23 protein-coding genes and 1 pseudogene are annotated in these 23148 nt (G+C 61.1%); 7 read left to right on the forward strand and 17 right to left on the reverse strand.

From position 1 onward, the window contains the following. Positions 1-81 precede the first annotated feature (81 nt). The 7 genes from WH367_RS12910 to WH367_RS12940 form a co-directional block, all read right to left on the reverse strand. Complete coding sequence (locus WH367_RS12910) at positions 82-1362, reverse strand: TRAP transporter large permease (RefSeq protein WP_021027237.1); 1281 nt, start codon at positions 1360-1362, stop codon at positions 82-84. Then, positions 1359-1952 carry a TRAP transporter small permease gene (locus tag WH367_RS12915; RefSeq protein WP_339536464.1) on the reverse strand — a complete coding sequence of 198 codons (594 nt, stop codon included), beginning with the start codon at positions 1950-1952 and terminating at the stop codon, positions 1359-1361. The genes WH367_RS12910 and WH367_RS12915 overlap by 4 nt, the downstream gene beginning before the upstream one ends. A 164-nt stretch (positions 1953-2116) precedes the next feature. Then, complete coding sequence (locus WH367_RS12920; protein WP_116924073.1) at positions 2117-3130, reverse strand: TRAP transporter substrate-binding protein; 1014 nt, start codon at positions 3128-3130, stop codon at positions 2117-2119. Positions 3131-3195: 65 nt separating this feature from the next. Further along, positions 3196-4443: an enolase C-terminal domain-like protein gene (locus WH367_RS12925; RefSeq protein ID WP_339536465.1), complete on the reverse strand. Its 1248-nt coding sequence runs from the start codon at positions 4441-4443 to the stop codon at positions 3196-3198. A 14-nt stretch (positions 4444-4457) separates the two neighbouring features. Further along, complete coding sequence (locus WH367_RS12930) at positions 4458-5228, reverse strand: SDR family oxidoreductase (RefSeq protein WP_339536466.1); 771 nt, start codon at positions 5226-5228, stop codon at positions 4458-4460. A 136-nt stretch (positions 5229-5364) separates the two neighbouring features. Next, complete coding sequence (locus WH367_RS12935) at positions 5365-6066, reverse strand: FadR/GntR family transcriptional regulator (RefSeq protein WP_021027241.1); 702 nt, start codon at positions 6064-6066, stop codon at positions 5365-5367. A gap of 281 nt (positions 6067-6347) precedes the next feature. Continuing rightward, positions 6348-8276: an Ig-like domain repeat protein gene (locus WH367_RS12940; protein WP_339536467.1), complete on the reverse strand. Its 1929-nt coding sequence runs from the start codon at positions 8274-8276 to the stop codon at positions 6348-6350. Between the two features lie 219 nt (positions 8277-8495). Here WH367_RS12940 and WH367_RS12945 point away from each other — a divergent pair, with 219 nt between their 5' ends. Next, entirely contained in the window at positions 8496-9092 is a 597-nt protein-coding gene (locus WH367_RS12945; RefSeq protein WP_021027244.1) for a hypothetical protein, read from the forward strand. Positions 9093-9725: 633 nt separating this feature from the next. Here WH367_RS12945 and WH367_RS12950 read toward each other — a convergent pair. From WH367_RS12950 to WH367_RS12960, 3 genes and pseudogenes are all read right to left on the reverse strand, one after another. Then, positions 9726-10541: pseudogene (locus WH367_RS12950) on the reverse strand (YggS family pyridoxal phosphate-dependent enzyme). Between the two features lie 43 nt (positions 10542-10584). Further along, positions 10585-10854 (reverse strand): DUF2024 family protein, encoded by a 270-nt coding sequence (locus WH367_RS12955; protein WP_021027246.1) that lies wholly within the window; start codon positions 10852-10854, stop codon positions 10585-10587. 45 nt (positions 10855-10899) lie between these two features. Further along, positions 10900-11427 carry a carboxymuconolactone decarboxylase family protein gene (locus WH367_RS12960; protein ID WP_339536468.1) on the reverse strand — a complete coding sequence of 176 codons (528 nt, stop codon included), beginning with the start codon at positions 11425-11427 and terminating at the stop codon, positions 10900-10902. A 98-nt stretch (positions 11428-11525) separates the two neighbouring features. Between WH367_RS12960 and WH367_RS12965 the strand changes: the two genes are divergently transcribed. Further along, positions 11526-12404, forward strand: coding sequence for an AraC family transcriptional regulator (locus WH367_RS12965; protein WP_339536469.1), 879 nt, complete (start codon positions 11526-11528; stop codon positions 12402-12404). A 330-nt stretch (positions 12405-12734) separates the two neighbouring features. Further along, complete coding sequence (locus WH367_RS12970; RefSeq protein ID WP_339536470.1) at positions 12735-14729, forward strand: DUF2075 domain-containing protein; 1995 nt, start codon at positions 12735-12737, stop codon at positions 14727-14729. 169 nt (positions 14730-14898) lie between these two features. Here WH367_RS12970 and guaA read toward each other — a convergent pair whose 3' ends face one another. The 5 genes from guaA to guaB all read right to left on the reverse strand — a co-directional run bounded on the left by guaA (position 14899) and on the right by guaB (position 19642). Further along, positions 14899-16515, reverse strand: coding sequence for a glutamine-hydrolyzing GMP synthase (gene guaA / locus WH367_RS12975; protein ID WP_021027254.1), 1617 nt, complete (start codon positions 16513-16515; stop codon positions 14899-14901). 43 nt (positions 16516-16558) lie between these two features. Next, complete coding sequence (locus WH367_RS12980; protein ID WP_339536471.1) at positions 16559-17005, reverse strand: type II toxin-antitoxin system VapC family toxin; 447 nt, start codon at positions 17003-17005, stop codon at positions 16559-16561. Next, on the reverse strand, positions 17002-17262 hold the full coding sequence (locus WH367_RS12985; RefSeq protein ID WP_021027256.1) for a type II toxin-antitoxin system Phd/YefM family antitoxin: 261 nt from the start codon (positions 17260-17262) through the stop codon (positions 17002-17004). Before WH367_RS12985 ends, WH367_RS12980 begins: the two co-directional genes overlap by 4 nt. A 384-nt stretch (positions 17263-17646) precedes the next feature. After that, positions 17647-18105 (reverse strand): DIP1984 family protein, encoded by a 459-nt coding sequence (locus WH367_RS12990; RefSeq protein ID WP_239811727.1) that lies wholly within the window; start codon positions 18103-18105, stop codon positions 17647-17649. 61 nt (positions 18106-18166) lie between these two features. Continuing rightward, positions 18167-19642 carry an IMP dehydrogenase gene (gene guaB / locus WH367_RS12995; protein ID WP_021027258.1) on the reverse strand — a complete coding sequence of 492 codons (1476 nt, stop codon included), beginning with the start codon at positions 19640-19642 and terminating at the stop codon, positions 18167-18169. Between the two features lie 144 nt (positions 19643-19786). On the opposite strand from guaB, the gene WH367_RS13000 reads away from it, so the two are divergent. Further along, complete coding sequence (locus WH367_RS13000) at positions 19787-20365, forward strand: DUF4124 domain-containing protein (RefSeq protein WP_021027259.1); 579 nt, start codon at positions 19787-19789, stop codon at positions 20363-20365. Between the two features lie 87 nt (positions 20366-20452). Here WH367_RS13000 and WH367_RS13005 read toward each other — a convergent pair whose 3' ends face one another. Both WH367_RS13005 and WH367_RS13010 read right to left on the reverse strand, forming a co-directional pair. After that, a complete protein-coding gene (locus WH367_RS13005) occupies positions 20453-20809 on the reverse strand; it encodes an RnfH family protein (RefSeq protein ID WP_445228111.1) in 357 nt (118 codons plus the stop codon). After that, positions 20802-21242 carry a type II toxin-antitoxin system RatA family toxin gene (locus tag WH367_RS13010; protein ID WP_116924090.1) on the reverse strand — a complete coding sequence of 147 codons (441 nt, stop codon included), beginning with the start codon at positions 21240-21242 and terminating at the stop codon, positions 20802-20804. Before WH367_RS13010 ends, WH367_RS13005 begins: the two co-directional genes overlap by 8 nt. Positions 21243-21379: 137 nt before the next feature. Between WH367_RS13010 and smpB the strand changes: the two genes are divergently transcribed. The 3 genes from smpB (at position 21380) to WH367_RS13025 (ending at position 23096) form a co-directional block, all read left to right on the forward strand. After that, complete coding sequence (gene smpB, locus WH367_RS13015; RefSeq protein WP_021027262.1) at positions 21380-21853, forward strand: SsrA-binding protein SmpB; 474 nt, start codon at positions 21380-21382, stop codon at positions 21851-21853. 104 nt (positions 21854-21957) lie between these two features. After that, positions 21958-22572 carry a Pr6Pr family membrane protein gene (locus WH367_RS13020; RefSeq protein ID WP_339536472.1) on the forward strand — a complete coding sequence of 205 codons (615 nt, stop codon included), beginning with the start codon at positions 21958-21960 and terminating at the stop codon, positions 22570-22572. Between the two features lie 122 nt (positions 22573-22694). After that, the gene (locus WH367_RS13025; protein ID WP_027010979.1) at positions 22695-23096 is read left to right on the forward strand and encodes a COG4315 family predicted lipoprotein; all 402 of its coding nucleotides are present in this window, start codon (positions 22695-22697) and stop codon (positions 23094-23096) included. Positions 23097-23148 lie beyond the last annotated feature (52 nt).

The following is a 23148-nucleotide window of genomic DNA, read 5'->3' on the forward strand; positions in this document are numbered from 1 at the left end:
GGCAAAGCCCGCCCTTGGCGCTTGCGGCTGGCAAGCGCCCAAGGCTCTTCAATGAATGGGTTTGGGGTGACGGTTTGAGGCTTAGCGGCTCATCATCTCCAGCGGCCACATGACGATCTGTGGGAACACCACGAGCAGGAACATCACGATCGTCTGGGCCACCATGAACGGAATCACGCCCTTGATGGCACCGCTCATCGGTATCTTGGCGACCCCGCAGACGACATTGAGCACGGTGCCCACCGGAGGTGTGACGAGGCCAATGGCATTGTTCATGATGAACAGCACGCCGAAGTAGACCGGGTCGATGCCCGCCTGCTTGAGCACCGGCATCAACACAGGCGTCATGATCAGCACCGTGGGCGTGAAATCCAGCGCCGTACCCACCAGCAGCACCAGCACCATCAGCGCAAAGGTGAGCAGCATCTTGTTGTCCATCAGCGGCTCGACCAGCGCGGCCAGCTGCTGCGGAATGTTCGCGGTGGTGATCAGCCAGGCCGATACGCCAGCGGCCGACACCAGGAACATGATGATGGCCGTGGTCTCCGCGGCGCGGTAGATCAGCGCAAACAGCTGGTTCAGTTTGATCTCACGGTAGACAAACATGCCCACCAGCAGCGAGTACATCGCGGCCATGACGGCGGCCTCGGTCGGCGTGAACCAGCCGAACTTCAGGCCACCGATGATCACGATGGGCAGCACCAGCGCCCACAGCGATTGGCGTGTGGCGGCCAGGCGCTCGGCAGTGCTGCGCTTGGGCTCGGTCACGATCGGGTCACGGCCAATGCACCAGCGCCAGGCCAGCAAGATCGCGACACCCATCAACAGGCCCGGCACAATGCCGGCGATGAACAGCTTGGTGATGGACACGCCACCGGTCACGCCATACAGAATCATCGCGATCGATGGCGGAATCACCGGCGCGATGATGCCGCCGCAGGCGATCAGGCCGCAGGAGCGGTTGACCTCATAGCCGGCCTTGCGCATCATCGGCACCAGCACGGCGGCCAGTGCCGCCGTATCGGCCACGGCCGAGCCCGAGAGCGAGGCCATGATGACCGCAGCGCCAACGGCCACATAGCCCAGGCCGCCCCGGATATGGCCAATCCAGGCCATCGCCATGTGGATGATGCGGCGCGTCATACCACCGGCGTTCATGAATTCACCGGCCAGCATGAAAAACGGCACGGCCAGCAGCGGGAAGCTGTTGGCGCCATCCCACATGTTCTGCACCACGATCTGCGGATCGGTAAAACCCATGTAGTACATCAGCGCCAGGCCGCAGCCAATCAGCGCAAAGGCAATGGGCATGCCCAGAGCCATCAGGCCCAGCAGCGACGAGATAAAAATGAAGATGGTCATGCGCGACCTCCTTGGGACCGGGCCTGCGATTGGGTCTGCTCCTGCATGGCGTGCTCGGCCTCGCGCGCCTCTTCCATGCCCTCTTCCTGCACGTCAATCAGCTCATAGTCCGCCACCTTGCCCAGCACCAGACGCACCAGGTTCGACAGGCAGATAAAGCCAATGGCCGCCCCGGTGAAATAGCTCACGCCGTAGACCCAGAGCATGCTCAGCTGCGCCACCGGCGAGGCATTGCCCGCGATGATGTCGTGCTGCAGCCAGGTGCCGTAGACGATGTAGACGCAGCACAGCAGCATGATGGCCTGGCTCAGGCCCCAGCACACGCGGCGGCCCACCAGCGGCATCATCTGCACCATCAGATCCACCCCCAGATGGGCGCGCTTGCGCATGCCCACGATGGCGCCCAGAAAGGTCAGCCACACAAAGGCAAAGCGCGGCACCTCTTCCGACAGATCAATGCCGGTTTTGAAAAATAGCCGCAGCATCACATTGCCGAACACCATCACCAGCATGACCAGCATGCACAGCACCATGGCGATTTCCAGCGCGCGCGTCAGCCCGTCGGCGAGCATTTTGAGTACCTTGCCCATGGCAACACCTTTCCCGGCAGCGCGGCCTTGTGCCGTGCCGCCACCTGAATGCTTGTATGTCTAAGCCGGCAGCGCCGCGCCATGGGGCGCTGCCAGAACCTTGAAAAGAAATGCAGGGAGCGGACCCAGCCTATGCCGGCCTGGGCCCATACCCTTCCTGGTCCTTACTGGGCCTTGCGCGCCTGCTCGATTTCGGCAAAGAAGCCCTTGACGAACTCATCACCGATCTGCGGCGAGAACTTGGCCAGCACGGGCTTGACCTTGTCCTGCATGCGCGCCAGCTCGGCAGCGGGCATGGTGTCCACCGTCACACCGGCCTTCTTGAAGTTGTCGATGGCCTGGCTGTCGCCTTCATCGAGCAGCTTGCGCTGCAGCAGGCCCGCTTCGGTCGCGGCCTTTTGCACACCGGCCTTGTCGGCGGGCGAGAGGCCATCCCAGAACTTCTTGGACGCCACCAGAGCGGAAGGCGTGTAGACGTGGTTGGTGATGGTGATGAACTTCTGCACTTCCTGCATCTTGTTGGCCCACATGTGCTGCAGCGGGTTCTCCTGGCCGTCGAGCGCCTTGATCTCCAGCGCCGGGAACACCTCGGCAAAGGCCATCGGGGTGGCATTGGCGCCCAGGGTCTTCCAGGTATCAAGGGCCACCGGGTTGGTCATCACGCGGATCTTGAGGCCGCTCACATCCTCGGGCTTGGCCACGCGGTGCTTGCTGTTGGACAGGTTGCGAAAGCCCATGCCGGTCCAGGTCAGGCCCACCAGGTTGGCCGGTGCGATCTTCTCGAAAATCTTCTTGGACGAGGCGCCATCAAGCACCGCATAGACCTCGGCCGAGTTGCGGAACATAAAGGGCAGATCCCAGACCTGCACTTCCTTGACCCGCGAGGACAGCGGCGCCAGGGTGCCGATGTACAGATCCTGCGTGCCGGCCTGCACGGCCTGCAATTGCTTCTCATCGCTGCCCAGCACCGCGCTGTGGTAGGCCTGCACCTTGACATTGCCATTGGTGTAGGTGGAGGCGAGCTCGGCGAACTTGTTCATCGCAATGGCTTGCGGGTGGCTCTCGGGCATCGCATGGCCCACGCGGGCCTTGACTTCAGCATAAGCGGCGCCAGCGCCCATTGCTGATGCCGCCAGGGTGGCCAGCACGATGCGGCGCAGTTGGAAGTGAGTGGTCATCTGTCTGTCTCCGTCTTTGTTGTCAATCGAAAAAAGCCGGCGCTGCTGGCCCGGCATGCTGGGAATCAGGGGGTCTGCAGGCTCCCATCGGCCAGGCGCGTCTGCGTCCAGGTGGTCACTGCGCTGCTGCAGGGGTACTTGGCCGCTTCGCGCTCGTCAATGTCCACACCCAGGCCGGGTTGCTCATTGGCGTAGACATAGCCATTGCGGAATGTGGGCAAACCAGGGAACACGGCCAGTAGCGCGTCGCGCGGGCCCTTGAGCTCCTGGATCACAAAATTGGGCGGCTCCGTGCCCGACCACTCCTGCACGCCAAAATTGCGCGAGGTCAGGTCGATATGGATATTGGCCGCATGCGCCAGCGGCGACATATCGCCCGGGCCATGCCAGGCCGTGCGCACGCCGTACTGCTCGGCAAACAGCTGCAGCTTGCGCGCCGGGGTGATGCCGCCCACCTGGCTCAGGTGTACGCGGATAAAGTCGATCAGCCGCTCGGCGATGATGCCGCGCCACTCAAACGGGTGGTTGAACAGCTCGCCCTGGGCCAGCGGCACATTGGTCTTGTCGCGCAGCTGGCGCAGCCAGTCGCCCTCTTCCAGCGCGATGGCGTCTTCCAGAAAGAACAGCTCATAGGGCTCGAGCGCCTGCGCAAAGCGGATCGCATCGGCGGGTTTCAAGCGCTCGTGCACGTCATGGCACAGCTCCACCTCAAAGCCGATGCGGCTGCGGATGGCGTCAAACATCTTGAGCGTCTCGCGCATGTACTTGCGCGCATCGAGGTAGATGCCGTCAGCGGCACCTTGGGGGGCCGTGACGGGCGCCGCGCCAAAGCCGCCACCACCATAGCCGCCGCTTTGGCAGCGGATATGGGTGATGCCCTGCTCGCGGTACTTCTGGATGTTGTCGCAAAGCTCTTCCAGATCCCGCCCATCGGCATGGCGGTAGATGGGCACGCCCTCGCGCAGCTTGCCGCCCAGCAGCTGGTACAGGGGCATGCCGGCCTGCTTGCCCTTGAGGTCCCACAGCGCCATGTCCACGCCCGAGATCGCATTGTTCTCGATCGGGCCGTTGCGCCAGTAGGCGTTCTGGTGCATCAGCTGCCACAGCTCTTTGATCTGGCTGGCATCGCGGCCGATCAGCAGCGGGCGCAGATACTGCTCGACCAGGCACTGCACGGCCAGATGCCGGTAGGCAAAGGTGGCGCAGCCCAGGCCGTAGAGACCGGGCTGGTTGGTCTCGATCTTGACGACCAGGAGGTTGATGCCCTCGGGCGCCGTCGCGATGACTTTGACGTCGGTAATCAAGGTAGCCATGGTGGTGCGCCCGCTTACAGCACCGCCAGCCAGCCGCCATCCACATAGATGATCTGGCCGTTGACGTAATTGGATGCACCCGAGGCCAGGTAGATGGCCGTGCCCACCAGCTCATCGGGCCGGCCCCAGCGCTGCGTGGGATTGCTGGCCTTGACCCAGGCATCGAACGCGACGTTGTTGACCAGCGCCTCGTTCATGTCGGTGAGGATGTAGCCCGGGCCGATCGAGTTGGCCTGGATGCCATGCATGGCCCACTCGGCCGCCATCGCCTTGGAGAGCATCTTGATGCCGCCCTTGGCCACCGTGTAGGGCGCCACCGTGGCACGGGCCGCCTCGCTGGTCAGCGATCCGATATTGATGATCTTGCCGCCGGTGCCGCGCTCGATCATGCGGCGCGCTGCCGTGCGGCCCACGACAAAGGCCGCCGTCAGGTTGGTGTTGATGACCCGGCTCCAGTCTTCCAGCGACACATCAAGCAAGGGCTCGCGGTGCTGGATGCCGGCATTGTTGACGACGATGTCGATCGCCAGGCCCTGGGCATCAAACGCGGCAAAGGCCGCCTCCACTGCCGCCTGGTCGGCCACATCAAACGCCGCCCCCTGCACCTTCAGGCCCAGACCTTGCAGCTGCGCCACGGCCACGTCCACCGCTGCCTGCTGGCGGCTGTTGACCACCACCGTTGCCCCCGATTCCGCCAGGCCCTGGGCCAGCGCCAGCCCAATGCCGCGCGAGGAGCCGGTAATCAGCGCCGTACGGCCCGACAGATCAAACAGGGAACGAGACATGGAATGGCGACCTTGAGAATTTCAGAAGTCGCCATCATCGGTTTATTTGTATGATGATTAAATCAGAGCAAACCCTAGGAATTTACCGCCCTTGCGCTTTGCGCGACAGCCGCGCGAAACCTGGATATGCAGGCTTTTAGGCGGGCGCCCCCCAGCGGGCAATCGTGTCAGCCAGCAGCGCCCGCATCCACAGCTGCGCATCGTCGGCACTGCGCCGCTCAATGGCGGCCAGCACCTTGCCGTGCATCAGCAGGCCATCGTTGAACTGTCCGGCCTGCTGGGCATTGACAGTAAGCAAAGACTCCAGCGCCGAGGCCACAATACCGCCCAGCGAGATCAGCAAGGGGTTGCCGGTGGCCTGCAAGATGCTCTGGTGGTAGGCCAGGTCGGCGACCACCCATTCATCAATTGATGTCGCGGCCTCCATCGCCGCAAAGGCCTGCTGCAGCGCCTGCAGTTGCGCATCGGTGTGCATGCGCGCTGCCAGCGAGGCGGCCGCCGGCTCAAGAATGCCGCGCATCACCATCAGGTGCCGGCCCAGCGCCTGGTCCACCCCCTGGCTGCAAAGCCAGCCGAGCACATCGGCATCAAACAGACTCCACTGCTCCTGCGGCCGCACGCGCGTACCGGTGCGGGGCCGCGCCTCCAGCATGCCCTTGGCGCTCAACGCCTTGATCGCCTCGCGCACTGCGGTTCGGCTAACCCCCAGCCGCTCGCACAGCTCCTCCTCATTGGGCAAGGTTGCGCCAGGCCCGTACTCGGGACTGGCAATCAGCCGCCCCAGGCTGTCCATCACCTGGTGGTGCAGACTGCTGCCGGGCTGTGAGGATAAGGACATGGCAATCGGTGGTGGTATAGAGTCATTCATCATACAAAAGAAAACGGATAGGGGCCAGCGTCTGCGGACTTCGAGTGCTGACCACGCCCTGCGGCTGATCATGCCCGCCTTCTGCGCCCAAGCACGGGACTCGCCTTTGCAGACGCGACACGCGAGCACGTTGCATGCGAACCGCCGCTTGCATGTGTACGCCATCGCTTTCGTGCCGTGATGAACCGACACCAGCGTTACCCAGCAAAAAGCCGCCCGAAGGCGGCTTGTGAGGGCGACAGCCCGAGCCGCTATCCGCGACGGCGGCACTTGCCTGCCACACCAAACATGCCCATCGCCGCCAGCAGGCCGGAGACCAGCAAGATGCCCCATGCGCTGACGCTCGGCACCGGCGTAGGCGCGACGACCGTCTGCACAAAGACCGGGCTGTCCTCTGCCGGGTAATTCGCATCACCGCTGTACCGCGCCACGATCTCATGCGCTCCCAACGCGTACAGCTTGTTCGTGGTCAGGCTGGCTGCGCCATCCACCAAGGGGGCAACGCCGAGCGAAGTCGCGCCGTCAAACACCTCCAAGCTGCCCGTGGGCACAGGCGCTGCCTTGGTCTGCAGCGCAGCACGCTTGGCAGCATCAAAGGCTACCGCTACGCTAAAGGTCACGTTCTGACCAGGCTGCGAGGGATTAAGGCTGGACGAGACCGTGATCGACGAGCCCCCTTGGCCCACTGCAATGGTCTGCTGCACCTGCTCAGCCGCATCAAAATTGGCATTGCCCAACTGGTTGGCATTGATCACGCAGCTACCCACGCCGTTGAACTCCACCACAGCCGCAGTCACGCTACAGACAGAAGCACTTGCAGCGTCAATCGCGAAAGTCACCGCATTGCCGGATTGACCTCCGGTGGCTGTCACCATGTAGGTACCACCAACCTTGGGTGTCGCAGGGACGCTGGAGCTAAAGCTAATCACCTGTGCACCCTTGCCAACGGTCACATTCCGCTGTATTTGCGGGGCGGCCAAGTAGTTGTCATTGCCAGCTTGGTCCGCCTGGACTGTGCAGACCCCCGCAGCGACCATGGTGATGACCGAGCCATTGGCCCCGCCCGACGAGCAGATCGCAGCACTGGCCGGCGCAACACTGAAGGTCACCGGCAGGCCCGAGGCACCACCGGTAGCCGCCACCGTGAAGGTGCCGTTCTCACTATAGGCCGGAACAGCGGGAGTCACATCGATCGCGGAAATCACTTGTGCAGCTTTGGTGATGGTGACATTCAAAGTTGCCTCAGTGGCAGCGTTGTAATTGGTATTGCCGGCCTGGTTGGCCAACAAAGCACAGACCCCACTACCCAAGATGGAGACGGTGTTGCCGCTGATCGAACACACTGCACTGCTGGACGCTGCCACGCTGAAAACCACAGGCAGCCCAGAGGCGCCGCCAGTGGCCGCCACCGAGAACGAACCACCGGCGCTGTACGCCGGGCTGGCAGGGGTCGCAATAAAGGCGGAAATAGCTTGCGCGGCTTTGCCGATGGTGACATTCAATGCGGCCTGGCTGGCCACGCTGTAGTTGGCATTACCCGCCTGGTTGGCCTGCAGCGCGCAAACGCCGCTGGCAGCCATAGTGACGGTGCTGCCTGCAACGGTGCATACACCTGGCGTCGTCGAGCTGTATACCACCGGGTTGCCGGAGCCACCGCCAGTGGCCGTGACGGTAAATGTGCCGCCTGGGGCATAAACAGGGCTGCCGGGGGTTGCCGCAAAGCCGCTGATGGCCTGACTGCCTTGTGCGATGGCAACGGTGTAAGCCCGTGAACCACTGAAGCCGTTGCTGGACGTCGCTTGCACCGTGAAGTTAAACGAACCTGCCGCTGTTGCTGTACCGGACAGTACGCCTGCAGGAGAGAGCGTCAGCCCAGTGGGCGTTGTGCCTGCCGTTACCGAGAAGGTGTAGGGGCCAGTGCCACCATTAGCGCTCGTTGCCGTCAAGGTCTGCGAGTACGCACCATTGAACGCGCCGTTGGGCAAGGTGACCGGATTGACGCCGACGGCTACGGTCACACAGCTCAGATTGGCGTTGACCACATTGCTGCTGATCGCAGCACCGGATGCATTGGCCACGCTGCACAGCTGCCCCGAAGGCGCACTTGAAACACTGATATTCCAGTTGGCACCTTGTGGAAGCCGCGTGGCAAAGTTGTAGCTGCTAGCGGCTTGCGACACCACGACTTGCTGGGAACTGACAGGATTGGTTGCATTGAGCTGCAATGTGACGCTGGCAGTCTGCCCTGAAGCAACTCCGCCCACAGAGAATGTACTTGGCGCAAAACAAAGAAGTGCTGCGCCATTTCCAGCCTGCACGCCATTGTTGATGGTGACTGCCGACATACCGGTTGCCCCGGAGGAGCCACCGGCACCGCCGCCGCCACCACCATTCCAGTTTTGCTGGCAAGCTGTGGTACCAACACCCGCGCCGCCACCGCCTGCACCTACAGTGGCACCGCCACCGCCACCGCCGCCAAACCCGGCGCCGCTGAACGAACCAGAAAAGTTGAAAGAGTCACCGCCATCGCCATTGCTGGCGTTGCCAGGCGTAGCGGGGAAGGTTCCACACCCTCCACCGCGAGCGCCACCGGTACCTACCGTGCCGCCCCCACCGCCAAAGGGGCCTGGGCCACCAGGTACCGTGGCACCTGCGCCGCCAGTTCCACCTCCACCCACACCGCCGCTGCCACCGGCAATGACATTGGCGGTGCTCCAGCCCGCATTGCCGCCACCACCGCCTCCGCCTGCTATGGCAACCCGGTTGCCGATGCCATTGCCGCCTATGCGAAGGTCTGTCGCCCCACCGCCAATACCATCAGCACCCTGGCCAAGGCCGCCAGGGTTGACAGCCTGCGATCCCTGCCCACCGACCCAGACGGACAAGGTGGCACCGGGAGTAACGGCCACGGTGCCTCGCACACGCCCGCCAAGTCCGCCACTGCCACCGGGCGAATTGGGGCTGCCACCAATACTGCCCGCTCCGCTACGGCCTGAGCCGCCCTGCGCTCCGCTGAGGTAGGCCGTGAGGCTAAAGACACCGGCAGGCACTGTGACAGTCTGCTCTCCGCCCGTGAAGCCGAAGGCCGCAGGCGTCTCACCTACTGCGCAGCTCTGTGCGCTGGCCGATGCGACACCCAGCAAAGCAGCAAGACCGAGAAGCCATGAAGCACCTCTTTGCAGGCCCCTCTGGGACATAGGGGGAGCACTGCGTTTCGCTGCAGATGCATCGCGTAATACATTGGGTATGCGCATGGGAGACCTTGCGGTTAAAGAATCGTCACATAGCAAAATGTTGCGCACGCATCATTTTGTTGCATATTGACGTGCGCGTAATTTAGTGGGTATTTACTATTTTTACCATCCCCAAAAATAGTGATATTTATGTAGTCAAGCATGTATTTCAGCCAGGAGTACCAGTACCTGGAATAAAATAGTTAATAGCTATCGATATCACTGAAAATTCAACGAATAAGCATTGCCGCGCTAGCCATGCTCGACATCAGCGTGGACACCATACCGATCTGTGCTGCATCGGGTTCTCCGGAGGGAACTTCAACGCTGACCCCGCTGAAAGGCCGCCTAGCCGCGCTGAAATTCCGGCCATCACTGCACAGAAGTTACTTGGCATCAAGTGGCAGCGCACTCGCCAGCCACCGGCCAATAATGGCCGTCCGGCATAGCCCTGGCGCCAAAAATCGCCTGCCCCACGCGCACAACGGTGGCCCCCTCCTCCACCGCCATTTCGTAGTCCCCCGACATGCCCATCGACAGCCCATCCAGGCTGATACCAGCCGGCGCGTCCTGCCGCAGCTGATCACGCAAGCCACGCAGGCGCACAAAGCACTGGCGCACCTGCGCGGCCTCGGCAGAAAACAGCGCCAAGGTCATCAGCCCGCGCACACGCAGCGCAGAGAACGCGGGCAGCGCTTTGATGAAAGCAGCAGCTTCCTCAGGAGGCAGGCCATACTTGCTCGCCTCGCCCGAGGTGTTGATTTGCACAAATACATCCAAGCTGCGCCCTTCCACCTGCAGGCGCCGCTCCAGCGCCTCGGCCACACGCAGGCTGTCCAGCGCCTGGAACTCGGTCGCAAAACGCGCCACCAGCTTGGCCTTGTTGGTTTACAGGTGGCCGATAACCGACCACTGCAGATCGGGCAAATCCTGCATTGCCTTCCATTTGCCATAGGCCTCTTGCGGCTTGTTCTCACCCAGCATGCGGCAGCCGGCGGCATAGGCCAGGCGCAGACTGGACTCGGGCTTGGTCTTGCTCACAGGCAACAGGCGCACTGCGGCCGGGTCGCGCCCCACCCGCTGGCAGGCCGCCGCGATACGGGCATGGACGATGGCCAGGTTGTGGCGAAAGTCATCGACGGATTCGGCCTGTGGCCAGCGGCCATGCTGGTCATGCCGGGTCACGGTGGTCCGCTGAGTGTCTGCTTTCATGCCGATGCTTTCTCTGGTGCGTAGGTGCGAATCTGCCGGTGCATCAATCGCAATGCTGCAGCTCGATGATGGCAAAGCCGCTGCGCGCGATCTCTTGCTCCACCGCTGGCGCAGCCGCTTGGACATGGCAAAAGCGGCATTCCTGCGCTGTCAACGATTCAGCCGGCAGCCGCTTGGCGGCCAGATAGCGGCGGCCATGCGCGAGCACGGTATCGATCCCCTTATCGGGCTCCTGGTCGCGCACGAGGATATCGAAATGCATGCTGCGCCCATCGGGCCGCAGCACATAGGTGTCAAAAACAGCGATCTTCATTCAGTACCTCTTGCAACAGGTCGATGGGCAGCGCAGGCGTCGGGCTCACTTCAGTGCGACTTTCGGAAAATCCACTGGCACATCCAAGGCGACATTGATGTAGTTGGTGAACAGGCTCAAAGCCACATGCGCGATGATCTCCACGACCTGCTCATCGCCAAAACCGACCTGGTGCAGGCTGGCAATGTCGGCATCGCTGATCTGCGCACGCTGCGCCACCACCTTCAACGCAAACGCCAAGGCGGCTGCGGTTTTGGCATCACCCGATTGGCCAATCTGGGCGGCCGACATATCGGCCAGGCTGGCGCCGGCCTTTTGGCCCAGCACCATGTGGGCGGCCAGGCAGTATTCGCAGCGGTTGTAGTTGGCAATGGCTACCGCCAGTTGCTCGCCAAGCTTCGCACCAATGCTGCCTTTGCCCAGTGCGCCAAAGGCGGCCCACATGCTGTGCAGCGCGGCGGGAGAGTTGGCAACCACCTTGAACATATGGGGCGTGGCACCAAAGGCGCTCTGGATCTGGGCCATCACGGCTTGGCTGGCGGCGGGGGTGTTGTCGGTAGAAACGCGGGACATGAAAGACTCCTGAAGGGGTTGAAACGCAGAGTCAGTATGCGCGCCCCGAATGTATAATTTGGACTAATTAATTCACAAATAACACCAATTCGTACAGCATGCAACCCGCAGCCTCAATCGACCGTCTCTCCAGCATCCTGGAGCGCTTTCGCGTCAAGGCGCAGCTGCACCACTCCGGCGCGCTCTGCGGCCTGACCCACTTTGATGCCAGTGAGGGCTTTGGTTACCTGCATGTGCTGCGCCGTGGCGAGCTGGAAGTGAGCCACCCTGGCGCCCGCGATGTGCCGCAATCGCTGCGCTTTGAAGAGCCCACCGTACTGCTCTACCCTGCCCCGTTCACCCACCGCTTTCACAACCCACCGCAAGAAGGCGCCGACTTCAGCTGCGCGCGCCTGGTGTTCGAAGGCGGCGCCACCAATCCGCTGGCCCGATCCCTGCCACCCTTGGTGGCCTTGCCGCTGGCCCAGGTGCCCGGCATGGACATGGCGCTGCAACTGCTGCTGTCCGAAACCGACCAACTGCGCTGCGGCCAGCGCCTGCTGGTCGACCGCCTGTTTGAAGTCGTCGTGATCCAGCTGCTGCGCTGGCTGCTGGACCACCCGCAGGACGCGGGCGTCCGCCCTGGCCTGGTCAATGGCATGTCCGACCCACGCCTGGCCCGCGCCCTGGTCGCCATGCACGACGCCCCGGGCGACGCCTGGACCTTGGAGCGCATGGCAGCGCAAGCGGGGATGTCACGTACCGCCTTTGCCAATACCTTTCGCGATCTGGTGGGGCAAACGCCCGCCGATTATTTGACGGGTTGGCGCGTGGCGCTGGCCCAGAACGGGCTGCGCGAGAGGCGCTCGATCAAGGTGCTGGCGGAGGAGCTGGGGTATGCGAATCCGTCGGCCTTGTCGCGGGCGTTTGCGGGGAAGGTGGGGGTGTCGCCGAGGGAGTGGTTGGCAATAGCCATGCAAGGTATCGTGCGCGTTTAGGCTTGTGTTGATCTCCCACCGGAGGATTTTTCAGCAAGAGTACTCGATTCTTAAGGAGTGGATTCTCAAAATCTGGACGAGAATCCTGTCGATCTTCAGGCTGCTGCGGTAGTATCCGCAGCACAACGGTAGCGGGCACAACACATGCATCCAACTCTGAGTCGTCAATCATTACCTCAAAGTGCTATTCCAACAACGATTAGCTCAAATCACGAATTCGTAAGCGGCTTATAGCATTATTTTCTAATGGACACTGTTAAACGAACTAGAGTAACTTGAAGACGGAATTGAAATTTTTTCAATCCCTCGCATGCTCATTAGAAATGATCGATGAAACGAGCCTATCTTTCCTTACATAGCCAAGACCTCACAACTTTAAGTGATGCCGAACTCTTGGGCCGACTGGCATCGGACCTACCCTTCAGTCTGGAACCCGCGCAGCGCACCGCATGGAACTATCAGATCCAGCATTTGCGCTACCTGACACAAGAACTCGACGATACCCACATCTTTATGGAGTTCTTAATTCCGCGCATGGGCCGGCGAGCAGACTTGATCTTGCTGACCCACGGCATCGTGTTTGTAATTGAGTACAAGCTCGGCGCACGTCAATTTGATCGTGCCAGTCTGGATCAAGTCTACGGATATGGGCTAGACCTAAAACACTTTCACGAGACTAGTCATTCCCTACGTATCGTGCCGATACTAGTTGCCACCGATGCCCAGAGCAGTGAATATTTGCATCCACAGTGGGATGAAGATGGCCTCGCACGACCTTTAACCGTCAATGCCACAGGCCTTCTGCAGGCTATCCTATATCTATGCAGCGTATACAAGAGCACCCCAATTAGCGCTACTGCATGGAAAAATGGGCGTTATCGCCCTACTCCCACCATCGTAGAGGCCGCCCAAGCATTGTATCAGGGGCATTCTGTCGAAGAAATTGCCCGCTCTGAGGCTGGAGCTGAAAATCTTACTAAGACCGCCGAATATATTACTAAGGCCATCGATATCGCTAAACGCGACAAACGCAAAATAATCTGTTTTATCACTGGCGTTCCTGGCTCGGGAAAGACATTAGCAGGCCTTAATCTTGCCACAGCCCGCCAACGTGCTCATAGCGAAGAACACGCTGTTTTTCTTTCAGGCAATGGCCCTTTAGTGGACGTTTTACGTGAAGCTCTAGCTTTGAATGCCCAAGCAAAAGCAAGGGAGAAAGGCACTAGAACGTCTAAAGTGCAAGAAGATCGCCGAGCCGCATCCTTCATACAAAACATCCACCACTTTCGCGATGATGCACTTATTTCTCAAGACGCACCCATAGAAAAAGTCGCCATATTCGATGAGGCGCAACGCGCCTGGGATTCCAAACAAACGTCAAAATTTATGCAACAGAAGAAAGGTCAGTCCGGCTTTTCCATGTCGGAGCCTGAATTTTTACTGTCTGTAATGGATAGACATCAAGACTGGTGCGCGATTATCTGTTTGGTAGGCAATGGCCAAGAAATCAACACAGGAGAGGCCGGCATTCAAGAATGGCTGCACTCCCTAGAACAGAGTTTCCCGCATTGGCAAGCCCATATCCCCAATGGTTTAAATTATTCAGGCCAGCTCACTAACTCCGTGATCGCACCCGCGCTGCATTTGGCCACTTCACTGCGCTCCTTCAGAGCAGAACGCTTATCCGATTTTGTTGGTCATTTAGTAGATGGAAATGCGGCAGCAGCAATAGAAGTAAAAAAGACAATAAGTAATTTTTCACTTTACATCACTCAGGATCTAGCGCAAGCAAGGCAGTGGCTTCGTTCCAAATGTCGCGGCACTGAACGTGCAGGCTTGCTGGCTTCGTCAAACGCCATTCGCCTCAAACCGCACGGTGTGTTTGTGAAATCTAAGATAGAGCCTGCGAAATGGTTCTTGGCTCCAAAAAATGACGTGAGATCGTCTGATGCGCTTGAAGATGCTGCCACAGAGTTCGATATCCAGGGCTTGGAGCTAGATTGGACCTGCTTATGCTGGGATGCTAATTATCGGCGCGAGGGAAAACAATGGCGAGCCTTCCATTTTAAAGGTACGCGATGGCAAGCTGTCAATGACGAAGCGCGCAAGACTTATGTCGCTAACGCTTACCGAGTCCTGTTGACTCGCGGCCGACAAGGAATGGTAGTTTTTGTACCGAAAGGAACCGATGAAGATGCAACTCGGGCGCCCGAAGTTTATCAATCCATCTATAACTTCCTTAAAGATTGTGGCTTCGATGACTTGATGAGTACAAATTCTGCGCTCGAATGGCCGTCAGAAAATTCGCGCCATGAACCTTTATGAAAAATGAAGCAATGGGCTAGTCCGATACACTGATTTTTTCGCAAAACAGGGATTCAACGCTCGCTACTAGAAGTACTTGGCACCTTAAATAAAAAATGCCATTAATGATGCAAAAACACCATCAATGGCATAAACTTTAATAAGCTAAATTAACAACTTATTAATTCAATCACTCCCACTCAATCGTCGCAGGCGGCTTGCTAGACACATCATAAGTAACGCGGTTAATCCCGCGCACTTCATTGATGATCCGGTTCGACACGCGCTTGAGCAGGCCATAAGGCAGCTCAGCCCAGTCAGCCGTCATGAAGTCGCTGGTCTGCACCGCGCGCAGCGCCACGACGTAGTCGTAGGTGCGGCCGTCGCCCATCACGCCCACGCTCTTGACGGGCAGGAAAACGGTGAAGGCCTGGCTGGTCAGGTCGTACCAGGTCTTGCCGGTGGCGTCGTCCACCCAGTTGTTCAGCTCTTCGATAAAGATCGCGTCGGCGCGGCGCAGCAGATCGGCGTATTCCTTTTTCACCTCGCCGAGGATCCGCACCCCCAGGCCTGGGCCGGGGAAGGGGTGGCGGTAGACCATGCCGCGCGGCAGGCCCAGGGCTACGCCCAGCTCTCGCACTTCGTCCTTGAACAGGTCGCGCAGCGGCTCGAGCAGCTTGAGGCCCAGCTGCTCTGGCAGGCCGCCCACGTTGTGGTGGCTCTTGATGGTGACAGCCTTCTTGCTCTTGGCGCCGCCCGATTCGATCACGTCAGGGTAGATGGTGCCCTGGGCCAGGAAGGTCGCGCCCTTGTGGCCGCCGTCGCCTGCTTTGAGCTTGGCGGCCTCGGCCTTGAAGACGTCGACAAACAGGCCGCCGATGATCTTGCGCTTGGCTTCTGGCTCGCTCACGCCAGCGAGTTTTCCCAGGAACAGGTCAGACGCATCCACGCGGATAACCTTGGCGTGGAGCTTGCCTTCGAACATCTCCATGACCATGTCGCCTTCGTTGAGGCGCAGCAGGCCGTGGTCGACAAACACGCAGGTCAGCTGGTCGCCAATGGCGCGGTGGATCAGCGCGGCAGCGACGGAGGAATCCACACCGCCGGACAGGCCCAGGATCACCTCTTCGTCACCGACTTGCTCGCGGATCTTGGCCACGGCTTCTTCGATGTAGTCGCCCATGATCCAGTCGGCCTGGGTGGCGCAGATGTCGAGCACAAAGCGGTTGAGCAAGGCCTGGCCTTGCACGGTGTGCGTCACTTCGGGGTGGAACTGCACAGCGTAGTAGCGGCGGGCTTCATCGGCCATGCCGGCGATCGGGCAGGATGGCGTCGATGCCATGACCTTGAAGCCTGGTGGCAGCGCGGTGACCTTGTCGCCGTGGCTCATCCAGACCTTGAGCATGCCGTGGCCTTCGGGGGTGACGAAGTCTTCGATGCCCTTGAGCAGTTCGGTGTGGCCATGGGCGCGCACTTCGGCGTAGCCAAACTCACGGCTGTTGGAGCCTTCGACCTTGCCGCCCAGTTGGGTGGCCATGGTCTGCATGCCGTAGCAGATGCCCAGCACGGGAATGCCCAGCTCGAACACAGCATCCGGTGCGCGGTCGTCCACTTCGTAGACGCTGGCATGGCTGCCGGACAGGATCACGCCCTTGAGCTTGCCGTCAGCGGCAAACTCGCGCACCCAGTCGCTGCTCACATCGCAGGGATGCACTTCGCAGTAGACATGGGCTTCGCGCACGCGGCGGGCGATCAGTTGGGTGACTTGGGAGCCAAAGTCAAGGATGAGGATCTTGTCGTGTTGCATAGCAGGATCGTTGGGTTTGGATGGAGAAAAAGGGGTGGATGGGTCAAAAATCGTCGGCGGCCAGCACGGTGATTCCGCATTGGCGGGCGGCTGCCACCTGCGCAGCATCAAAACTGGCCAGCGGCAAGCGCAGCGACTGTGCCAGCCACAGATAGGCGGCATCGTAGACCGGCAGGCCGGTGGCCAGCGCCACATCCAGCACGGCCTTGTGCTGGGCGGGGGCCAGGTCATGGAGCTCCACCCGGTGGCGTATCGCATCGAGCACGCCCCAGAGGCCTTCGACACTGCCCAGCGGGATTCGGCCGCTGTTGGCGCCGGTGGCCACCAGGTTGCTGCATTCCCAAAACCAGAGGTTGGGCGCTTGCGGGTCCACCTCATGGCGGCGAATGCGGGCGTAGAGGCGCTGGGTATCGCTGCTCGCCGCTTCCGGCAACAGCCAGGCTGCGGTGACCGAGGCATCGAGCACAAAGGCACTGAAGGCGGCGCTCATGCAGCGCTCCTGCCGCTGCGGCGCAGCTGGGGGACCGAATCTGCTTCGGGTGGCGGCGCGATGCTGGCCTGCAAGGCCTCGATCTGCGCCAGCTCACGGGCGATCTGCTCGTCAGTGATCACCGGCTTGCGCCGCATCGGCAGCATGCGCACCACTTCTTTGCCGTGGCGCGTGATGCGCACTTCCTCGCCCTGCTCGACCAACTCGACCAGGGCAGAGAAACGGGTTTTGGCTTCGTAGATACCGACGCTGTGCATGGAAATGGGTGACAAAAAAATCTGGCCTGAACATCAATTCAGACCAGATTCTATCATTCAGACCAGTTTTATGCCAATAGACCAGAATTGAAGGGGTTTTGGTTGTGGCTGCTTGTGGTGCAACAGCGCCTGATGGGCTGTTGTCACAAGAGGGAGAGGAGCGCCGCGTCAGTGCAAGGTAGTGAGGTATACGCTGTCAAAGGTACAGGGTACGTGGTTCCGGGCTGATGGGTAAGCCGTGTATTGAGCACGTTTGCGCTGCCCTCCGCGCATCCAGATGGGACCCAGAATATTTTCAACCCCCTGGCTCCCGGCCGGGGTCTTTGCACTCGCCCGTGGCGCTCCAAAAACTAGACAGTCATCTCCTGCTGGGTCAGTGAAAACCTATGCCGCCACATCGACCTGCCAATTGGCCGATTGCAGCACCACATTGGTCTCGCGAATACGGCGCGACAGGTCATCGGCCTGCTTTTGCAAGCTGGCCACGTTGATCTGCGGCAGCCATTTGATCTCGCGCTGGCTGTAGCGATCCACATCCTTGTGCGTGGCGGCGATGGTGGCGACCAGCAGCGAATGCTGGGCGACCAGGGTATCGCGCTCGGCCAGGATATCGGCCAACAGACGGCCATCCGCCAAGCGGGCCGTCTCGTTGGCGGTGTTGATGGCGCGCACCAGCTGCTGCTGCGCCAGCAAGGTCGAGGTGGCCTCAGCGAGCAGGTCTTCGACCCGCTCCTTGGGCTGCTCGCCTTCTTGCACGATGGCATTGCGGGCAATGCGCTCACGCAGCGAGAGCAGCTTTTTCTTGTGGTCGGCTCTGAGCAACAGGGCTTCGGCAAGCTTCATCGGCATTCCTTCAAAGGGGTTCCAAAAAAATGGCTGCCAGCGGCAGCCATTCTCAGGACCATCAGTCAGCGCGGTAGTTCGGCGCTTCCTTGGTGATCTGCACATCGTGCACGTGCGACTCACGGATACCGGCTGCGGTGATTTCCACAAACTCGGCCTTCTCGTTCATCTCGGCAATCGATGCGCAACCGCAGTAGCCCATCGATGCGCGCACGCCGCCGGCCATTTGGTAGACGATGGCAACCATCGAGCCCTTGTAGGGCACGCGGCCTTCAATGCCCTCGGGCACCAGCTTGTCGGCATTGGGGTTGCCGGTGCTCGATTCCTGGAAGTAGCGGTCGGCCGAGCCTTGCTGCATCGCGCCGATCGAGCCCATGCCGCGGTAGCTCTTGTACGAGCGGCCTTGGTAGAGGATCACTTCACCGGGTGCTTCTTCGGTACCGGCAAACATGCCGCCCATCATGATGGTGGATGCACCAGCGGCCAGGGCCTTGGAGATATCGCCCGAGAAGCGGATACCGCCGTCAGCGATCAAGGGCACACCGGTGCCTTGCAGGGCCTGGGCCACGCTGTCCACGGCCATGATCTGGGGCACGCCCACACCGGCCACGATACGGGTGGTGCAGATGGAGCCGGGGCCGATACCGACCTTAACCGCATCAGCGCCGGCCTCGACCAGCGCCAGCGCCGCTGCGCCGGTGGCGATGTTGCCGCCGATCACATCGACCTGGGGGTAGTTTTGCTTGACCCAGCGCACGCGCTCGATCACGCCACGGCTGTGGCCGTGGGCGGTGTCCACCACGAGGGCGTCCACACCAGCCTTGACCAGCAGGTCCACACGCTCTTCGGTACCAGCGCCCACGCCCACGGCCGCCGCCACGCGCAGACGGCCGGCGCGGTCGCGTGCGGCATTGGGGAAGGTGGTTTGCTTGGTGATGTCCTTGACGGTGATCAGGCCCTTGAGTTCAAAGGCATCGTTCACCACCAGAATGCGCTCGAGCTTGTGCTTGTTGAGCAAAGCCTTGGCAGCAGCGGGCGTGGTGTCGTCCTTTTCATTGACGGTCACCAGCTTGTCGCGCGGCGTCATGATGTCGCGCGCCTTGACGTCGTAGCGGGTCTCAAAGCGCAGATCGCGGCTGGTCACAATGCCAACCACCTTGCCGCCGTCGCAGACCGGGAAGCCGGAGATGCCCCGCTCCTCGGACAGCTGCATGATCTGCAGCACCGTGTGCTCAGGCGTGATCACCACCGGGTCGTGCACGACGCCCGATTCATGGCGCTTGACCTTGGAGACCTCGGCAGCTTGCTGCTCGGCGGTCATGTTCTTGTGGATCACACCAATACCGCCCTCTTGGGCGATGGCAATCGCCAGTCTGGCTTCCGTGACCGTGTCCATGGCGGCAGACACCAGGGGCAGGTTCAGGCGGATATTGCGGGAGAATTGGGTGGCGAGAGAGACGTCCTTGGGCAGGACTTGGGAGTATGCGGGCACCAGCAACACATCGTCGAAGGTGAGCGCTTTTCCGATCAGGCGCATTGTGAAGGCTCCAAAAGAAAGATTCTACCGTCTTTTGTAAGCAGCTTGCAGGGCCGCCGTATGACAGCCCCACAACTCCAGGTTGTTATCTCTAACCAACAACTTTGTCTGGCGTTGACAATCGGCAAGCTACACTCGCCTTCTATGAAACTCATCAAGCTGCTCCTGCTCACGGTAGCCATTGGCATTGGCGCGCCCGCCATGGCCCAATGGCAGTGGATCGACAAAGATGGCCGCAAGGTCTTCAGCGACCGACCACCCGGGCTGGACGTGCCAGAGAAAAACATCGTCAAGCGTCCCAAGGGCTACGGCTCGCTCAAGGGCGTGCAGTCCTCGGGCACAGGCCCTGCGCTGCGCGAGGTCGCCCCCGCGCCCCAGGAGGGCGAGTCTGGCGATGGCGCAGCAGCCCCCGCCCCCGCTGCTGGGGCCGCCCCGGCTGGCGGCGCAGCCGCTGCCAAGGCCGCTACCGGTAAGGACAAGGAGCTCGAAGCCAAGAAGGCAGCTGATGCCAAAGCCAAGGCCGATGCCGATGCCGCTGAAAAAGCCAAGCAAGCAGCAGCCAAGGCCGACAACTGCAAGCGCGCCCAGCAGGCCAAGGCGATGTATGACACCGGCAAGGCCGTGCGCGCACCCAATGAAAAGGGCGAGATGGTGTTCCAGAGCGCCGAGCAGCGCGATGCCGAGATCAAGCGCACCGATGAGGTGATCTTCAACAACTGCTGATCAGCCCTTGCCCCACGCCAAAAAGCCAAGCATCTGCTTGGCTTTTTTTATGCGGCGATGGCCGCGTAATGGCTGTGGACCTTTTCTTTAGGCGCCGTAGCCGGCCTTGGACTGCGGCCTGCGCCGGGCAAACAGGCCGGTGCCGCGGGCGCCCTGCTTGGCAAAGCGCTCACGGCGCGCTTTCTTGGGGTCGACCTTGAGCGCTTCGTACAGCTCCACCCGATCCCCATCGGCCAGCAGCTGGCTGCGGGGCCGCACCCGGCCCCAGATGCCCGCATCCTGCGCATCGGCAAACACCTGGCCGGTTTGCTGGCCAGCCGCTGCCAGGGCCTGGGCCAGGCTGGCACCGGCGGCCAGCCGCAGCTGCACCGTCTGGGGCTGGCCGTTCTGGGCCCAGACCACCTCGATCTGCATCAGCGCGGCGCCCGCTGCGGTATCAGCCATAGATCTTCTCGGCCCGCTGGATAAAGGCATCCATCATCGTGGCGGCGATCTTGTCAAAAATGGGGCCAACCACGGCGGCCAGCGCCATGCTGTCAAAGCCATAGCTCAGGCTCAGCGATACCTTGCAGGCGCGCTGGCTGCCATCGCCCACCGGCTCAAAGCGCCAGTCGCCTTGCAGCTGCGAGAACGGCCCCTTGACCAGGGCCATCTGCAGCCGCTTGCCTGGCTCATAGGTGTTGCGGGTGACAAAGGATTTTTTGATGCCCGCCAACGCAATGCCGACCTCGGCCGTCACGCCATCGGCGTGCTGCTCGAGCACGCGCGCATGGTCACACCAGGGCAGAAAATCGGGATAGCGCGGCACATCGGCCACGAGATCGAACATCTCCTGGGGGCTGTACCAGATCAGGACGGACTTGTTGACAGTTTTCATGCAGACAGGAGAGAGGGCCGCAGCAGCAAACCGGCTGCGGCCCGAAACATTCATAAAATCATAGACCAGAACAAAAAGCGCAGCCCCCAGCAGCCCTATGGACTTGGGAAAGCCGTTTTGCCCCTAATATTGCAATTATGTCGAAGACGAACAACACCAACAGCCGCATAGCCGATAACAAGAAGGCTGCATTCAACTATTTCTTTGAGGAACGCTTCGAAGCGGGCATGGTGCTGCACGGCTGGGAGGTCAAGGCGCTGCGCGAGGGCAAGGCCCAGCTCACCGATGGTTATGTGCTGGTCAAGAACGGCGAGCTCTTTCTGATGGGCTGCCAGATCAACCCGCTCAAGACCGCCTCCACCCATGTGAGCCCCGATGCCGCACGCATCAAGAAGCTCTTGATGAAGAAGGACGAGATCAAGCGCCTGATCGGCAAGGTCGAGCAAAAGGGCTACACCCTCGTCCCCATCAACCTGCACTGGAAAAACGGCCTGGCCAAATGCGATATTGCGCTGGCCAAGGGCAAGGCCGAGCACGACAAGCGCGATGTGATCAAGGACCGCGAAGGCAAGCGCGAGGTCGAGCGCGCGATGAAGGTGCATAACCGCTGATAGACCAGATGGCCCAGATTGCCACTTTCCCTTGGCGCCAGTGCCTGAGAAAAGGTATATCCAGGCTCTAAGATAGCGGCTCCATTCTGACGGGAGACCCCGCCATGCTCACACTGCTGCGGCTTGCGCGCTTTGGCCTGGCCACCCTGGTCCTTGCGGCCATCGGCCAACAGCTGTCCCTGCATGCCGCGCACGGCCTGCGTTTTGCCAACTTCTTCAGCTATTTCACGGTGCTGTCCAACCTGTTGGCCGCGCTGGTGCTGGTGATCAGTGCATGCACACCGGCGCATGGCGAACGCCCCTGGCTCAGCCTGTTGCGTTTTTTCTCCGCGCTCAATATGGCCATTGTCGGCCTGGTGTTTGCCTTGCTGCTGCGCAATCTGGATGTGGGCCTGATGCAGGCCTGGATCAACGCGGTACTGCACTACCTGATGCCGGTCGCCGTGGTGCTCGACTGGCTGCTCGCCCCGCCGGCCACGCCGCTGGCACGCAAGGCCCTGGGCAAGGCGCTGGTCCTGCCGGCGCTCTACCTCCTCTACACCTTGCTGCGCGGCCAGCTGACGGGCTGGTACCCCTACCCTTTTCTGAACCCGGCCCATGTCGGTGGCTTTGGCGGTGTAGCGGTCTATGCGGCAGCGATTGCGCTGGGCTTTGTCGTGCTGGGGAGTGTGCTGCTGGCTGCCGCCCAAGGCCTGGCTGCCGGCAAGCGCATGCGATAAGGCCCGACACAGCGGACCGGCGGCTGGGCGCAGCGCGCGGCCAGGATGGGCATCTGTCCGACATGGCAGGCCAGCGCCCCCACCTATATTGAGGACACCATCAACCAACCTGGGTGCCGTCTATGTTCTCCAAGCTTGCTGTACTGGCCATTCCGCTGTCCGCCGTTCTTTTGACCGCCTGTGGCTCCATGCACCACAAAGCGGCGGACACGAGCACGCCAGTGCGATCCGCAGATGGCGTGCTCGTCGGCCCCGATGGCCGCACGCTCTACACCTTCACCAAGGACACTGCCGGCAGCGGTGCATCCACCTGCTACCAGCAATGCGCCACCAACTGGCCGCCACTGGGCGTGGCCGCCGGTGCCAAGCCGATTGGTGACTTCAGCATCATCACCCGCACCGACAACACCCAGCAATGGGCCTACAAGGGCTGGCCGCTGTACTACTTTGCCAAAGACAGCCAGGCAGGCGACAAGCGTGGCGATGGCATGGGCGGCGGTGTATGGAAGCTGGCCAAGCCTTGATTGGCCAGCGCCTTTAGCCCTTAGCGCAAACAACAAGAGGTGGCCTTGCGGC

The organism is Comamonas sp. MYb21 (genome assembly GCF_037479395.1).
GTDB lineage: Bacteria > Pseudomonadota > Gammaproteobacteria > Burkholderiales > Burkholderiaceae_C > Comamonas.

What these genes read in the sequence shown, in the direction of transcription:
- WH367_RS12910 (WP_021027237.1), bottom strand. Translation starts at nt 1,362, where the DNA reads ATGACCATCTTCATTTTTATCTCGTCGCTGCTGGGCCTGATGGCTCTG.
- WH367_RS12915 (WP_339536464.1), bottom strand. Translation starts at nt 1,952, where the DNA reads ATGGGCAAGGTACTCAAAATGCTCGCCGACGGGCTGACGCGCGCGCTG.
- WH367_RS12920 (WP_116924073.1), bottom strand. Translation starts at nt 3,130, where the DNA reads ATGACCACTCACTTCCAACTGCGCCGCATCGTGCTGGCCACCCTGGCG.
- WH367_RS12925 (WP_339536465.1), bottom strand. Translation starts at nt 4,443, where the DNA reads ATGGCTACCTTGATTACCGACGTCAAAGTCATCGCGACGGCGCCCGAG.
- WH367_RS12930 (WP_339536466.1), bottom strand. Translation starts at nt 5,228, where the DNA reads ATGTCTCGTTCCCTGTTTGATCTGTCGGGCCGTACGGCGCTGATTACC.
- WH367_RS12935 (WP_021027241.1), bottom strand. Translation starts at nt 6,066, where the DNA reads ATGTCCTTATCCTCACAGCCCGGCAGCAGTCTGCACCACCAGGTGATG.
- WH367_RS12955 (WP_021027246.1), bottom strand. Translation starts at nt 10,854, where the DNA reads ATGAAGATCGCTGTTTTTGACACCTATGTGCTGCGGCCCGATGGGCGC.
- WH367_RS12960 (WP_339536468.1), bottom strand. Translation starts at nt 11,427, where the DNA reads ATGTCCCGCGTTTCTACCGACAACACCCCCGCCGCCAGCCAAGCCGTG.
- WH367_RS12965 (WP_339536469.1), top strand. Translation starts at nt 11,526, where the DNA reads ATGCAACCCGCAGCCTCAATCGACCGTCTCTCCAGCATCCTGGAGCGC.
- WH367_RS12970 (WP_339536470.1), top strand. Translation starts at nt 12,735, where the DNA reads ATGAAACGAGCCTATCTTTCCTTACATAGCCAAGACCTCACAACTTTA.
- guaA (WP_021027254.1), bottom strand. Translation starts at nt 16,515, where the DNA reads ATGCAACACGACAAGATCCTCATCCTTGACTTTGGCTCCCAAGTCACC.
- WH367_RS12980 (WP_339536471.1), bottom strand. Translation starts at nt 17,005, where the DNA reads ATGAGCGCCGCCTTCAGTGCCTTTGTGCTCGATGCCTCGGTCACCGCA.
- WH367_RS12985 (WP_021027256.1), bottom strand. Translation starts at nt 17,262, where the DNA reads ATGCACAGCGTCGGTATCTACGAAGCCAAAACCCGTTTCTCTGCCCTG.
- WH367_RS12990 (WP_239811727.1), bottom strand. Translation starts at nt 18,105, where the DNA reads ATGAAGCTTGCCGAAGCCCTGTTGCTCAGAGCCGACCACAAGAAAAAG.
- guaB (WP_021027258.1), bottom strand. Translation starts at nt 19,642, where the DNA reads ATGCGCCTGATCGGAAAAGCGCTCACCTTCGACGATGTGTTGCTGGTG.
- WH367_RS13000 (WP_021027259.1), top strand. Translation starts at nt 19,787, where the DNA reads ATGAAACTCATCAAGCTGCTCCTGCTCACGGTAGCCATTGGCATTGGC.
- WH367_RS13005 (WP_445228111.1), bottom strand. Translation starts at nt 20,809, where the DNA reads ATGGCTGATACCGCAGCGGGCGCCGCGCTGATGCAGATCGAGGTGGTC.
- WH367_RS13010 (WP_116924090.1), bottom strand. Translation starts at nt 21,242, where the DNA reads ATGAAAACTGTCAACAAGTCCGTCCTGATCTGGTACAGCCCCCAGGAG.
- smpB (WP_021027262.1), top strand. Translation starts at nt 21,380, where the DNA reads ATGTCGAAGACGAACAACACCAACAGCCGCATAGCCGATAACAAGAAG.
- WH367_RS13020 (WP_339536472.1), top strand. Translation starts at nt 21,958, where the DNA reads ATGCTCACACTGCTGCGGCTTGCGCGCTTTGGCCTGGCCACCCTGGTC.
- WH367_RS13025 (WP_027010979.1), top strand. Translation starts at nt 22,695, where the DNA reads ATGTTCTCCAAGCTTGCTGTACTGGCCATTCCGCTGTCCGCCGTTCTT.